12 protein-coding genes are annotated in these 13,719 nt (G+C 61.1%); 8 read left to right on the top strand and 4 right to left on the bottom strand.

From position 1 onward, the window contains the following. Nucleotides 1–363: 363 nt before the first annotated feature. Both ABIE32_RS01950 and ABIE32_RS01955 read left to right on the top strand, forming a co-directional pair. Complete coding sequence (locus ABIE32_RS01950; RefSeq protein WP_429013340.1) at nucleotides 364–1,974, top strand: IPTL-CTERM sorting domain-containing protein; 1,611 nt, start codon at nucleotides 364–366, stop codon at nucleotides 1,972–1,974. A 66-nt stretch (nucleotides 1,975–2,040) separates the two neighbouring features. Further along, nucleotides 2,041–3,018 (top strand): YihY/virulence factor BrkB family protein, encoded by a 978-nt coding sequence (locus tag ABIE32_RS01955; protein WP_429013343.1) that lies wholly within the window; start codon nucleotides 2,041–2,043, stop codon nucleotides 3,016–3,018. A 65-nt stretch (nucleotides 3,019–3,083) separates the two neighbouring features. Here ABIE32_RS01955 and ABIE32_RS01960 read toward each other — a convergent pair whose 3' ends face one another. Both ABIE32_RS01960 and ABIE32_RS01965 read right to left on the bottom strand, forming a co-directional pair. Next, on the bottom strand, nucleotides 3,084–4,604 hold the full coding sequence (locus tag ABIE32_RS01960; RefSeq protein ID WP_429013345.1) for an acetyl-CoA hydrolase/transferase family protein: 1,521 nt from the start codon (nucleotides 4,602–4,604) through the stop codon (nucleotides 3,084–3,086). Between the two features lie 266 nt (nucleotides 4,605–4,870). Then, a complete protein-coding gene (locus ABIE32_RS01965; protein WP_429013348.1) occupies nucleotides 4,871–6,163 on the bottom strand; it encodes a solute carrier family 23 protein in 1,293 nt (430 codons plus the stop codon). 315 nt (nucleotides 6,164–6,478) lie between these two features. Here ABIE32_RS01965 and ABIE32_RS01970 point away from each other — a divergent pair, with 315 nt between their 5' ends. From ABIE32_RS01970 to minE, 6 genes are all read left to right on the top strand, one after another. Next, nucleotides 6,479–7,468, top strand: coding sequence for a double zinc ribbon domain-containing protein (locus ABIE32_RS01970; RefSeq protein WP_429013351.1), 990 nt, complete (start codon nucleotides 6,479–6,481; stop codon nucleotides 7,466–7,468). Nucleotides 7,469–7,488: 20 nt separating this feature from the next. Further along, nucleotides 7,489–8,124, top strand: coding sequence for a hypothetical protein (locus ABIE32_RS01975; protein WP_429013354.1), 636 nt, complete (start codon nucleotides 7,489–7,491; stop codon nucleotides 8,122–8,124). A 132-nt stretch (nucleotides 8,125–8,256) separates the two neighbouring features. Beyond that, nucleotides 8,257–9,774, top strand: coding sequence for a hypothetical protein (locus ABIE32_RS01980; RefSeq protein WP_429013357.1), 1,518 nt, complete (start codon nucleotides 8,257–8,259; stop codon nucleotides 9,772–9,774). A gap of 218 nt (nucleotides 9,775–9,992) precedes the next feature. Next, nucleotides 9,993–10,736: a septum site-determining protein MinC gene (gene minC / locus ABIE32_RS01985; protein WP_224150880.1), complete on the top strand. Its 744-nt coding sequence runs from the start codon at nucleotides 9,993–9,995 to the stop codon at nucleotides 10,734–10,736. Nucleotides 10,737–10,815: 79 nt separating this feature from the next. Next, nucleotides 10,816–11,628, top strand: a complete 813-nt coding sequence (gene minD / locus ABIE32_RS01990; protein WP_224150881.1) for a septum site-determining protein MinD — start codon at nucleotides 10,816–10,818, stop codon at nucleotides 11,626–11,628. Between the two features lie 5 nt (nucleotides 11,629–11,633). Further along, nucleotides 11,634–11,894 (top strand): cell division topological specificity factor MinE, encoded by a 261-nt coding sequence (gene minE / locus ABIE32_RS01995; protein ID WP_184705154.1) that lies wholly within the window; start codon nucleotides 11,634–11,636, stop codon nucleotides 11,892–11,894. Between the two features lie 156 nt (nucleotides 11,895–12,050). On the opposite strand, the gene ABIE32_RS02000 is transcribed toward minE, so the two are convergent. Together ABIE32_RS02000 and ABIE32_RS02005 are read right to left on the bottom strand one after the other, a co-directional pair. Then, the gene (locus ABIE32_RS02000) at nucleotides 12,051–12,506 is read right to left on the bottom strand and encodes a PaaI family thioesterase (protein WP_429013361.1); all 456 of its coding nucleotides are present in this window, start codon (nucleotides 12,504–12,506) and stop codon (nucleotides 12,051–12,053) included. 49 nt (nucleotides 12,507–12,555) lie between these two features. Next, nucleotides 12,556–13,716: an acyl-CoA dehydrogenase family protein gene (locus ABIE32_RS02005; RefSeq protein ID WP_429013364.1), complete on the bottom strand. Its 1,161-nt coding sequence runs from the start codon at nucleotides 13,714–13,716 to the stop codon at nucleotides 12,556–12,558. Between the last annotated feature and the right edge of the window lie 3 nt (nucleotides 13,717–13,719).

The following is a 13,719-nucleotide window of genomic DNA, read 5'->3' on the forward strand; positions in this document are numbered from 1 at the left end:
TCGTGGTCTTCGGGCCGCGCCAGGGCTGGATATACCCAGATGCATCCAGCAGTTGACAGAGTGACGAAGTGATCGAGAAGCCAAATTAGAAGATACGTCATAGGGCGCTCGTCGGCGTTTTTCAGTCGTTCGTCGAAATCACTTGCCCTCCATCACCCTGCGTCAGCGGCTGGCATATCGGGTGCCCCATGCACCTGGTAAAGCCTCCTATGCTTTCGGAGAACACCCATTTTCGAGCCATTTTTGGAGACACAGCCTGTGCGCCTTTCGATCCCCTTTTCTCGATCCATTTTCGCAGTCTTGCGGCCCAGTACGAGGCCGGCTCTGAGGTCTCCGGAAAAATGCGCGGCAGACTCGCTCACTGTGCGGAGCGCCTATCCTCATGCCCTGGCGTCGCTTGCGCGCCGTTCTGTAGCGGGTCTGCTGCTGCTCGCACCGACCCTGTTGCCAGCTGTTGCCACTGCCGCAACGACACCGTCGGTCACCATTGCCGGCTCGCCACTGCAGATCCAGGTGGGTGAAGACAACTCGTTCCAGGTCACCAGCAGCGAGATACCGGGAAGAGGTCTGGTTCAGCCGTACACCGTGGTGGACGGAACGGCCGACATGGGCTTCATCGTTGCGTGGCCTGACGCGCTGTTCAAGCCGGACTTCGCACAACATCTGGCTTCGCACATCACCGATTTCACGCTCACAGGGACTCCCTACACGCCGAAATCATTGAGCGGGGTCTCCGGTAGCGGTACAGTCGCCGATCCGTTCACTGTGACCGTGAAAAGCGCCCTGGGCAATACCGGCGTCACGGCAACGCTCACTGTGCAGTATGTCAATGGCAGCCGCCAGTTCACCAAGGCCTTCACGCTCGACAATGCGGCCGGCATTGGCACTACGCGGGCTGCGCAGATCATGTTGGGGGCGGCACTGGCATCGCCAACGGGCGAAGGCAAGACGAAACCTTATTTTGAAGCCGCCACCAGCAGCGCTGGCGGGCAGGGCGCAAGCACGGCTGGCGGCGCCAGTGGCTGCCCCGTAGCGAGTGCCGCACCGCATACGATGGTGCTGACACCGCAAACGGCGCCTGATGCCTATTTTGCAGGCTATTTCAATTCCATATGGCGGCAGATCGATCGCGCGCAACTCGAAAACCGTGTGGATACCAACTGTGATGAAAACGGTGGCGCACTGCAATGGTCGCGGGCCCTGGCTCCCGGCAATTCCGTTACCGTCAATACCAGCATGTCGGTCGGCGAGATCGCAGCGCCAAGCCGCTACACCCTGGGGGGAACCGTCTCCGGTCTGACGGGCACCGGCCTGGTGCTGGGTGAGAGCCACAGTGCGCAAACCTTGCCTGTCAGCGCCAATGGCAGCATCGCCTTTGCAGCTCCGCTTGCCGACACTGCTGCCTATGCGGTCACCGTATTGGCGCAGCCCACGTCACCAGCGCAGACATGCACGGTGGCCCAAGGCAGTGGTACGGTCAGCGGTGCGAATGTCACGAACATCGCTGTGTCCTGTTCCGCTGTTGCCCAGGCACCCACCATGCTGACGTTGGCCGCAACGCCCAATCCGGTCATCGTGGGCCAGCCTCTGACCTTGAGCGCAACGGTGGCAGCCAAGCCCAAGAACGCGCTGGCAGCCGAAAACAAGGCAGCTGAAATTAAAGCAACTGCCACCGGCACAGTCACTTTCATGGACAACGGCACGCCAATCGGCAGCGTGCCGCTGGGAGCCGACGGCTCTGCGAACCTGGCGATCAGCAGTTTGACCGTGGGCGCCCATGCACTGACCGCACGCTATGCAGGCGACACGGAGAATGCACCCAGCGAAACACTGACGCCTTTGAGCGTGGTGGTGCAGGATGGCTCCGCGCAGCCTGCGCCAGTGGGCGTTCCAGCGCTATCTGCATGGGCTCTTGCGGTACTGAGCGTGATCGCAGGCCTCATGGGGCTGGGGGCGTGGCGTCGCAGAACCTGAGTATTTGAGCAAGCTATGGCCGATTGCTGACACGGCAGAGCAGGGCTGTCGCGTCAGAATCGGGGGATGCACGATTCGTCCCCAACGGCCTGGCAGCAATTTTCCAGGCGCTTTCATCCGTTTCAGCCTTTCTACAATGCAGTCCAGCTTTGGCTGGGGGCCGATGGCCTGCGCATGAGTGCGGCCATGTCGTTTTACGGCATGCTCAGCCTGGCACCGCTGCTGTTGCTGATCGTGGGTTTGCTGGGCTGGTGGCTGGACCGCTCGTACATCGAATCCACGCTGATCCACCAGGTGGAATCGGTCATGGGTACCCAGGTGGCTGGGGTGGTGCGTGGCGCACTGCAGAGCGCACAGACCAAATCGCAGGGCCTCATCGCATCGGCGGTGGGCTTTGTGATGCTGCTCTCAGGCGCCACTGGTGTGTTTGTAGAGTTGCAGACATCGCTGGAGCGCCTATGGAACCATGGGCAGGATGTGGACAAGAGCGGCACGCCCTGGTGGTATTCGCTGATGCAGCGGTTGCGTGGCCTGGGCTACATCCTGGTGCTGGGCTTCTTGATGCTGATTTCGCTGGTGATCACCACCATGCTCAGCGTCACCACCAAATGGGCAGGCACGGTGCTGCACATGCAGGCGCCCAGCCTGCTGATGGGGGTGGTCAATGAGGCGGTGTCGTTCGTCATCACCGTCACCCTGTTCGTTGGCATGATGCGCATTGGCACGGGCGACAAACCCAGGTTGCGTTACCTGATTGCAGGCGCAGGCATAGGCGCGCTCCTGTTCACCGTTGGCAAGCAGGTATTGGCATGGTACCTGTCCACTGCCGCAGTGGTGTCTGCGTACGGTGCGGCCGGTTCGTTGGTGGTGTTGCTGATGTGGATCTATTTTTCATCCGCGATCCTGCTGTTCGGGGCCAGCTGCGCGCGTGCCTTGGACAACGCGGATATTGCACTGCATGGTAAGGCGGGCGCTGCGGACGATACCCCAGGTGTCTTGCGTCCACCCGCCGGTCAGGCAGCGACCGTGGACTTTCAGATCTAGAACTGCTCCGTGCATGAAAAGGCCCCGTGTTGCGCACACGGGGCCTGTTGGACCAGGAAGCAGGGTCAGGCTGCTTTCATCGTTCCTGTGTCCAGATAACGCTGGTGCCACGACAGGGCCTCGGTCAGGATGTGCGGCGTGTGCAGGCCGGCCGACTGCTTCATGGCGCGGTCGAGATAGTCGTGCAGCATGGGGCGGTAGTCCGGGTGGGCGCACTGGTCGATGATGACCTTGGCGCGTTGCTTGGGCGAGAGGCCGCGCAGGTCGGCAAGGCCCTGCTCGGTAACGATGATCTGCGTGTCGTGCTCGGTGTGGTCCACATGAGAGCACATGGGTACGATGCAGGAGATGCTGCCGTCCTTGGCGACCGATGGTGTCACGAAGAATGAAAGGTAGCCATTGCGGGCAAAGTCACCGCTGCCGCCGATGCCGTTCATCATGCTTGAGCCCATCACATGGGTCGAGTTGATGTTGCCGTAGATGTCGGCCTCGATCATCGAATTCATGGCAATCACCCCCAGGCGGCGCACCAGTTCTGGGTGGTTGGAGATTTCCTGGGGACGCAGGATGATGCGGTCCCGGTAGAAATCGATGTTGTCCTCGAAATCCTGGTACGCGCTGCTCGACAGGGAAATCGCCGTGGCGGAGGCCCGGCTCATCTTGCCGGCACGCAGAAGGTCCAGCATGCCGTCCTGCAGCACCTCGGTAAAGCCCAGCAAGTTGTCGAAAGGCCCCGTGAGCAGTCCTGCCAGAACGGCATTGGCCACATTGCCGACACCGGACTGGATGGGCAGCATCTCCTTGGGCAGCCGGCCCATCTTCATCTCGTGGGAAAGAAAATCGATGATGGAAGCGGCAATGGTGTTGGAGTTGACATCGGGCGCGGCAAACACGTTGTCGCGGTCTCCCTTGTGCGTTTCCACCACGGCGATCACCTTGTCGAGATCGACCTTCAGATAGGGCTGGCCAATGCGGTCATCCGCATGCGTCATGTTGATCGGCACGCGGCGTGGCGGAATGGCCGTGCCGTAATAGACGTCGTGCATGCCTTCCATCCTGGCAGACGGCTTGGTGTTCACTTCCAGGATCACCTTGTCTGCAATCTCCAGCCAGGTCTTGTTGTTGCCTATCGCCGTGGACGGAATCAGCAGGCCATCGGCGGTGATACCCAGTACTTCGACCACGGCGACATCCATGTGCCCCAGAAAGCCAAACCATGCATGCTGCGCCACATGCGAAAGATGCATGTCGATGAAGTCGATTTCCCCGGCGTTGATGGCCTTTCGCGCAGTTGGATCGGTGTTGAATGGCAGGCGCTGGCCCAGTGCATGGGCGCTGGCCAAGGCTCCATCGCATTCGGCAGCGGTGGAGGCGCCTGTCCATACATTGAGCTTGTAGGGTCTGCCAGCCGCATGCTCGGCCTTGGCATGGGCGGCGATGGCCTGTGGCAGTGCCTTGGGGTAGCCTGCGCCGGTGAAGCCGCTCATGCCCACATTGGCTCCTGCGGGTATCAGGGCGGCTGCCTGTTCGGCCGACATGATGCGGGCATGCAGGGCGCCGTAGCGCACACGGTCATTCAACGACATGGGATCTCCAATGCGGTGTTTTAGTTTTCTGGGTATATCACGGGCAGGGTGCCGCGAAAAACGCGCAAATCTTAGCAGTCGTTGCCTGTGAAACGATTATTCGGACAAATACCCGACTGCTGAAAATGCGGTAACTGGGGTGTGGCGATAGCTGCCTGCCTTGCTCGGCTGCAACCTCGGCGATGCGCGATGCGTGCATCCCATAAAAAAAGAAGCCCGGGCATGACCGGGCTTCCTGGAACACGAATTCATGGAGCAGCGCACTATCAGCGCTTGCTTCCCAGATTGAGCAATTGGTAGAGGATGATGGCGCCAAAGGTTGCGGTACCGATACCACCCAGGGCAAAGCTGCCGAACTTGAGTGTGAAGTCACCGGTGCCGATGATCAGGGTAATGGCCGCCACGATCAGGTTCTGGTTCTGCGAGAAATCGACCCGGTTGTCGACCCAGATCTTGGCACCCGCCACCGCAATCAGACCGAACACCACAATCGACACGCCACCCATGATGGGCAACGGAATGGCCTGGATGAGCGCACCGAATTTGGGCGAGAAGCCCAGCAGCAGTGCGATGACGCCGGCCACCATGAAGACGGCGGTCGAGTAGATGCGGGTGGCGGCCATCACGCCGATATTTTCTGCATAGGTGGTGACGCCGGTGCCTCCCACGCTGCCGCTGACCATGGTGGCAACACCGTCGCCGATGAAGGCACGGCCCATGTAGCGGTCCAGATCCTTGCCGGTCATGGCGGTGACGGCCTTGATATGGCCCAGGTTTTCCACCACCAGGATGATCACGACGGGAACGATCATGAAAACTGCCTGCGCGCTGAACTGCGGCGCTGCAAAGTTCGGCATACCGATCCACGCCGCATTGGCAACGCCGGATAGGTCGACCGGCTTGCCCATACCCATGCCGTTGGTGAGCACGGCGTAGATGACGGATGCCGCGATCAGCCCTACCAGTATCAGCAGGCGCTGCACCATGCCGCGCGTCACGACAGCCACCATGCCTACGCAGACAAAGGTCAGTGCCTGCATCCAGCTTTCGAAGTTGTTGGAGGCCATGTTCTTGATGGGCACGGCCGCCAGGTTCAAGCCGATTACCGCAACAATGGCGCCGGTGACGACAGGGGGCATGAAACGCTCGATCCAGCGGGTGCCGATGGCCTGGACCAGAAAGCCGACCAGGGTATAGACCAGACCGCAGGCAATGATGCCCCCCAAGGCCATGCCGATGTTGGCATTGGGGCCGGAGCCGCCATAGCCGGTTGCTGCAATCACCACCCCGATGAAGGCAAAGCTGGAGCCCAGGTAGCTGGGCACCCGCCCTCCAGTCAATAGGAAAAAGATGAGCGTGCCCACGCCGCTCATCAAAATGGCGACATTCGGGTCAAAGCCCATCAGGATCGGCGCCAGAATGGTGGAGCCGAACATGGCGATGACATGCTGCACACCCATGACCGAGGTCTGCGGCCAGGGCAGACGCTCGTCGGGCGCGACAACATCATCGGTGCCAGGACGCACTTCGCGCCAGCGGGGGAGAAAGGATTCGGACATGGTCGATGAAGAGGCAGCCCGCTGCACAAGCCATGCCTGCACGCTGCCAGAAGTAAAAAAGGTGCTGCATCATAGTGAATTTGGCAGCGCCTGTAGAGAGAGGGAAACTCTTTAAAAGCTGCAGCAGGGCATATCCTTGCGCCAGACCGAGACCGCCTTTGCAACTGTGGATCTACCCAGTAGCGGGCCCTGCCTTTGCCCGCATGCGCGGCCACTGCTGGCATCATGCGGTCTGGGAATGGATAATGAAACTGACATTGAAAACTAATATGGTGTGCCGTTTGCAACGGCATACCGGTTTTGGAGGGCGTACCCATGGACTGTGTGCAATGCGGAGAAGAATTGCCGGCAAGTGCCAAATTCTGCAAAAAATGCGGCTGCAAGGTAGAGGCAGCTGTACCTACTTCTGCGCCAGCAGCAGTGAGCAGAGGCATGCCTGCTGCTCCTGCCCCGGCATACACCACCTGTCCCGATTGCGGGGCACTGTGCAAGGGCGATGCCCGGTTTTGCGGCAAGTGCGGCTGCCGGTTTGAGCAGGCTCCCAACTTTGAAGAGACCCGGCGTGACAATGAAGACCCTCTATCGCCAGAAGAGGAAAAGGCCATCCTGGTATTTGGCAATGTGCAGGACAGCAGCGAGCCTGCGCCCGAACGCAATGGCGAGCGCATCGATACCAGCCCGGCCATGGTGATTGGCGGCAGCGCCGCCAGTGCGGTTGCCGCCGCTCCCAGCCTGCGCACGGCTGCAACCGACGAAGGCAAGCTGGGCAATGACTGGCTGGTGACCGGCAAGGCGACAGCGCCTGCTGCGACCGTTGTAACGGCGCCACCGGCCCAGCCTGTCGAGAAGACTGTCAAACCTGCTGCCAACAGCACCCCGGAGGCCCGGCCCCGCAGAACTGCCACGGAACGCAACCCCATGCCACAGGCGCCTGAGGCCGGTGGTGGAGCAGGCAAGTGGATTGCCTTGGGAGGGGTGGCGCTGGCCTTGCTGGCTGGCGGTGGTGCCTGGTGGTGGAAGAGCCAGCAGCAGCGCAAGGCAGTCCCTGTGGACAAACCCGCCATCAGTGCGCCAGCTGCTGCACCGATCGAGCCTTCCCCCGCTCCGGCTGCGCTGCCCGTTGAGGCCGTACTGGCCCCGAACGAATCCATTGCCCCGCCACAGGCGGAGGCCGTGCCCGCAGCAGATGCAGCCGTCGCCATGCCGACAGAAGCAGCTCCTGCCACCATGGCGGAGCCGGCGCCCGCGCGTCCTACACCGCGCAAGCCTGCGCGCAAGCAGACCCTGGATGATTTGTTGAATTGAAGGAGAGAGTTGTGAAGTTCATGTTCAAAATTTCCGCATTGATGTCTGCCGTGCTGCTGGCAGGCTGTGTAGCTCCGCCACAGGAAGCGCCGCCGCCAGCGACCCAGGGCGCTGTTCAGGTGGAGTGCGGCGTGGCGTCGCCCCCTGGCTGCCGGGAACCGGCTGTACCACCGGTGTTTACCGAGTGGGAGCAGAAGATGCAGGCGGAGACATCCAGCGCCGATGAATTGCGTCAACGTGCGGTGGAGGCCATGGCTACCTTGCCCGTCAAGCAGCGCATCGGTGCGAGTGAGACGGTGACGACCGAGCAGGTTTTCAAGTCCAGCCAGACGAGTGGCACCCGCAATATCAAGGTGCTCGACTCGGTGGTGATCGATCTTCCCTGGGCTGCCAAGGCTACCCAGGAGCACAAGGATGCGATGACGGCCATCAAGGACATTGCCACGTTGATGGCGGACAACCGTGGGGGCGCCACGATATATGTCACCGTCTCCCCCCGTGACCTGCGGGCCAAGAAGGTGAACCTGAAGTCCGGCACTGCGCCCACCGAAGCCGGCAACCCGGTGGAAGTGAAGAAATCGGCTGACAAAAACGTGCCGGCAGGGATTGAGCATTTCGTGATCCAGGCCAGGCCCTGGGTCAGCACGATCAACTGACGCTCGCTTTGCATGAATGGCCTGGCCGCGCGTGTGCGGCCTGCCATGGATACAGTTCGCAGCAGCGCTGCATAGCAGGAGGCCACAGTGCGCATGGCACGGTGGCCGCTCAAGTAGAAAAAGGAGAATTGCATGTCTTCCACCAAATCCATGCTCAAGTCGATTGACTTTGGCCAATTGATGCGGGCGGCCGAGGGGCTGACGCAATGGCGCGTGCTCGGTCTGTCGTTTCTGACCTGGCTGGCCGGCGGGCTGGTGCTGATGGGCGGCCAGATGCTGGCCACCCGCATGGGCAGCGTGTTCCTGGCTTTCCTCTTTTTTGTTGCAGCCCTCATTGTGTTCTGGGCAGGTACATCGGCGGTGGGCATCCTGCTGCAGGACAAGGCCAAGGATGTGGAAGAGCGCAGCATTGCCGACGCCTTGAGGGCGGGGCTATTGTGCGTACCCAAATTCATCCTGTTTGGTCTGCTGGTGCTGGCCCTGGTACTGGCGCTGTGTCTGGTGGGGGCTCTGGTCTACTTCATCTGCAAGATACCCTTCATCGGGCCGATCCTGCTGTTCTTTGCCCATCCGGCAATGGTCATCATTGCATCGGTGTTCTTCATCGCCTTGTACTGGGTGGCTGCGCCTTTGTTGGCCCCGGCCATCTGGGATGGCCGCAGTCTCAAGGGCGCGGTGTCGCTGGTGGTGTCGGTGGTGCGTACACGCCTGGTGCCGCTGGTGCTGATGCTGCTGGCGCTGTATGTGGTGGTCGGCATCATTGCGCTGGTGCTGTTCAGCGGCTTCGTGCCGGGCTTTGCGTACATGACGGCCCTGGCCAGCGGCATCATCGGCCCTACCATGCTGGGCGGTTTTGGCGGAGGTGCATTTGGCCCGATGGCATTCAATGGCCATCTGGTCGCGGGCACCCTGTCCACCGTCATCCTGTTTGCAGTGCTGATGGCCCTGACCATGCAGGTCATGATCATGGGCATGAACATCATCTACTTGATGGTGACGGATGGCTTGGATGAAAAGGCCACCGAAGAAAGCCTGCAGGCCGGCATTGCCCTGGCGCGCGAAAAGGCCCGCCAGGCGCAGGACATGGCCCGTGAAGCCGCCGACAAGGTGCGCCATGCCACCCATACGGAGACACATGCTCCCCAAGCAGGAGCTCCATCCACAGGTATGCCGGGTACTGCTGGTCAGAACAGCATGCCATCATCTGCCGCCAACCCGGCGGACATCTTTGCCGCAAGTCCTGCAGCAACACCGGCTGCCAACAGTGCGGCGGCTGGCCTGGGGGCTACCGTGGCAACCGCCGCCCATGTGGCCGCGCAGGCAGCGCATGCCCCGACGGCTCAAGGCTCTCAAGGTCCGGCAGTGGCCCCTGTCGCCCCGGCCGCCACGGAGGCATCTGCGCCAGCGCTGCAACCAGCCAAGGCCGCCGTGGAATCCGTACCGCCGGTGCAAGCACCAGCACCTGTGGCGCCCGTCTCGCCGCCAGCCCCGGTAGCCACGCCTTCTGGCGCTGCTGTACCCGGGGCGACGTCCACGGCAACGCCAGCACAGTCAGCCACCCAGGCGCCTTTGCCGCGCTGCAGCAACTGCTTTGAAGTGGTTGCCGCCGACGACATGTTCTGCGGGCACTGTGGACACAAGCTGCACTGAGCGTATAAAACGCAGCAAGAGGCGCCTTGGCGCCTCTTTTTTTATTCAAATGCTGGTAATTAGCGGTAATTGACCGTGTTTGGTCTGCAGGATTGGTAAAAGAGTGTTGCCGCAATGGCGCTTTGGCCTTAAAACCGGTGGGACGCAGCGGCGATTCGCTGCATGGCAGGTTACACTTTGCCGATTCATGTCCAGTCCATAGATCGGCTACTACATCCATGTCAGGTGAAACGACGCAGCGCAGCGGTTTTGATATGAAAAGCGCCCAGTTGCCGGTGGTCGCATTTGCGTTGCGGTCGACAGATGCCGAGCAGCTGGCGCGCGAGTTTTCCGAGCGCTTCGGCAGTGACTCGGAGCTGTTCGACAACGATCCCGTGCTGATTGACCTGGTGCAGGTGCGCGATGCAGAGACGCCCATCGACTTCGAGGCGCTGATGGCATTGCTGCGCCAGTACCGCACCATGCCGGTGGCCGTGCGCGGCGGCAATGCGCAGCAGATGCAGGCCGCCCGTGCGGCTGGCCTCACTGCCGCGCCCGAGGCGCCACCGGTGCGCGCAACCGCTGCGGAAGAGCCCGCAGTGCGCGAGGTGATCCACGAGGTGGAAGTGGTCAAGGAAGTGCAATTGCCGGCCAAGACCACGGTGCGGGTGGACAAACCCATGCGCTCGGGCCAGCAGGTCTATGCGGCAGGCAGCGATGTGGTGGTCAATGCGGTTGTCAGTTTTGGTGCCGAAGTGATTGCCGACGGAAATGTGCACGTGTATGGCCCGTTGCGCGGACGGGCCGTGGCCGGTGCGCGGGGCGATACGTCGGCCCGCATCTATTGCACCTGTTTTGAGCCGCAACTGGTATCGATTGCCGGTATCTACCGTACGGTTGAATCGGACTTGCCGCCGGATGTGGCGGGCAAGCCTGCGATGGTGCGCCTGGATGGCGAAAAACTGCTGATTGAGCCGCTATAGGCGGCCTGGAATGGTGAGCTCTGGAGACGGCCCACCGGGGCATTGAACAATTGAGGACGTAAAGAGAACGGATCAAAAGATGGCAAAAATCGTCGTTGTAACTTCCGGCAAAGGCGGAGTTGGCAAAACCACCACCAGTGCAAGCTTTGCGGCTGGTCTGGCATTGCAGGGCCACAAAACGGCCGTGATCGACTTTGACGTCGGCCTGCGCAATCTCGATCTGATCATGGGTTGCGAGCGCCGCGTGGTGTACGACCTGATCAATGTGATCCAGGGCGAGGCCAACCTGAACCAGGCATTGATCAAGGACAAGCAGCTGGAAAACCTCTACATCCTGGCAGCGTCGCAGACCCGTGACAAGGATGCGCTGACGCAGGATGGCGTCGAGAAGATTCTCAAGGATCTGGCGGAGATGGATTTTGACTACATCGTCTGCGATTCGCCCGCCGGTATCGAAAGCGGTGCCTTGATGGCCATGCACTTTGCAGACGAAGCGCTGGTGGTGACCAACCCCGAGGTCTCATCCGTGCGAGATTCCGACCGCATCCTGGGCATGCTCAGCTCCAAGACGAAACGTGCCATCGACGGTGGCGACCCGATCAAGGAACACCTGCTCATCACCCGCTACAACCCCAACCGTGTACAGGATGGCCAGATGCTGTCGCTGGAGGACATCCAGGACATTCTGCGCATCAAGCTGATTGGCGTGATCCCCGAGTCCGAATCGGTGCTGCAGGCATCCAACCAGGGTACGCCTGCGATCAACCTGCCTGAAACGGATGTGTCGGAAGCCTACAAGGATGTGGTGTCGCGCTTTCTGGGCGAAGACAAGCCGATGCGCTTCATCGAAGCGCAAAAGCCTGGCTTCTTCAAACGCATTTTCGGGAGGTAAGCGCCATGTCCTTGCTGTCCCTGTTCCTGGGTGAAAAGAAGAAGACGGCCTCCGTTGCAAAAGAGCGTCTGCAGATCATTCTGGCGCACGAGCGCACCGGCCGCAGCAACAACCAGCCCGACTACCTGCCTGCGCTGCAAAAAGAGCTGATGGCCGTGATCGCCAAGTACGTTTCGGTCAATCCAGACGATGTCCGCGTCAATCTGGAGCGCCAGGACAATCTGGAAGTGCTGGAAGTCAAGATCGAGCTGCCAGACGCCAAGTAAGCCCGGCGCCAATAGGTCAGGTAGCCTGTGAATAAACGAACGCGACCCAAGGGTCGCGTTTTTCATGTGGATAACGATGATTTCAATCGCTGCTGCCGCAAGATGGGTAAGTGCTGGCGGCCTGTTTATCCACAAATCCTTGCTTTATGCACCGCCTTATGCACTGCTTTCAGAGGACTTGTCATAGGCATGCGCCTTCCAGTACTTGAAGGTGCCCTGTGCTGTGGCCAGAATGCGGCGCTCCGAATCATAGATATTGGCCTGGCACGTGCACAGCGAGCGGCCCTGGTTGATGACCCAGCCTTCAGCCACCAACGGGCCGCGCCCTGGATAGATGAAGCGTGACGACATCTCCACCGTCACTGCGGTGCTCGATGGCGCCCCAGGCGCCAGTACGGCCGCACGTGACATGGCTACATCCAGCAAGGTCATCAGAATGCCGCCATGCGCAGCGGGTAGCTGATTGCACAGGTCCTCGCGCAGATCGGACAGGTGCACGCGCACAATGCCGTCCTCAAAGTTCGGGTCTTGCCTGGCGCCAATGAGGCGCAGGAAAGGCACGCGGCTGTTCATGTCCTCGATGCTCATGTGCTGGCGATCTACCGTGCTCATCTGGCCGCCTCCATGATTGGCGCCACCAACTGCAGCTCGAACTCGCCGGTCATGCGTTGGCCCTCGCTTCGCGCACCATGTTGCGCGCAATGATGATCTGCTGGATCTGCGTGGTGCCCTCGTATAGGCGGAACAGACGCACATCGCGGTAGAAGCGCTCGATGCCGTATTCGGCCATGTAGCCCGCTCCGCCGAGGATCTGCACGGCACGGTCGGCCACGCGGCCACACATTTCGGTGGCAAACATCTTGGCGCTCGACGCCTCGGTGGACACGTTCTGGCCATCGTCACGTCGACGGGCTGCGTCGATGGTCATGCACTCGGCGGCATACAGCTCTGCCTGGCTGTCGGCCAGCATGGCCTGCACCAGCTGAAAATCGCAGATCGCCTGGCCGAACTGCTTGCGCTCCAGCGAATACTGCAACGCATCGCGCAGAATGCGCTTGGCGCAGCCCACGGCCACGGCGGCAATGTGGATGCGGCCTTTTTCCAGCACCTTCATCGCGGTCTTGAAGCCCCGGCCCTCCTGCAGGCCGATCAGGTTTGCGGCAGGCACTTTCACGTTGTCAAAGATCACGTCGCAGGTGTGCGCGCCCCGCTGGCCCATCTTCTTGTCGTATTTGCCAAAGCTGATGCCGGGCGTCTTTGCGTCAACGATGAAGGACGACACGCCGCCCGCGCCCTTGTCGGCCGGGTTGGTGCGTGCCATCAGCGTGAACATGCCGGCGTGCGGTGCATTGGTGATGAAGCGCTTGGTGCCGTTGACGATGTAGTGGTCGCCTTGCTTGATGGCTGTGGTGCGCAGCGATGCGGCGTCCGATCCAGCTTCGGGCTCGGTCAGTGCAAACGAGGCGATCACCTCGCCGGTGGCCAGCTTGGGCAGCCACTGGGCCTTCTGTGCATCGGTGCCGTCCATCAGAATGCCTTGCGAGCCGATGCCCACGGTGGTGCCAATCACCGAGCGGAAGGCGGGCGAGGTCTGGCACAGTTCCAGCAGCACACGCACCTCCTCTTCCATCGTCAGCTCCAGGCCGCCGAACTGCTCGGGGATAGTGAGGCCGAACAAGCCCAGCTCGCGCATTTCCTGCACGATGGACTCGGGGATCTCATCGGTCTCGGCCACTTCGTTTTCGGCCGGTACCAGGCGCTCACGCACAAAGCGTCGTACGCTGTCGAGCAGCGCTTCCAGGGTTTCGTTATCGCGGATCATGTC

The sequence above is a fragment of the Comamonas sp. 4034 genome (assembly GCF_050434545.1).
GTDB lineage: Bacteria > Pseudomonadota > Gammaproteobacteria > Burkholderiales > Burkholderiaceae_C > Comamonas > Comamonas odontotermitis.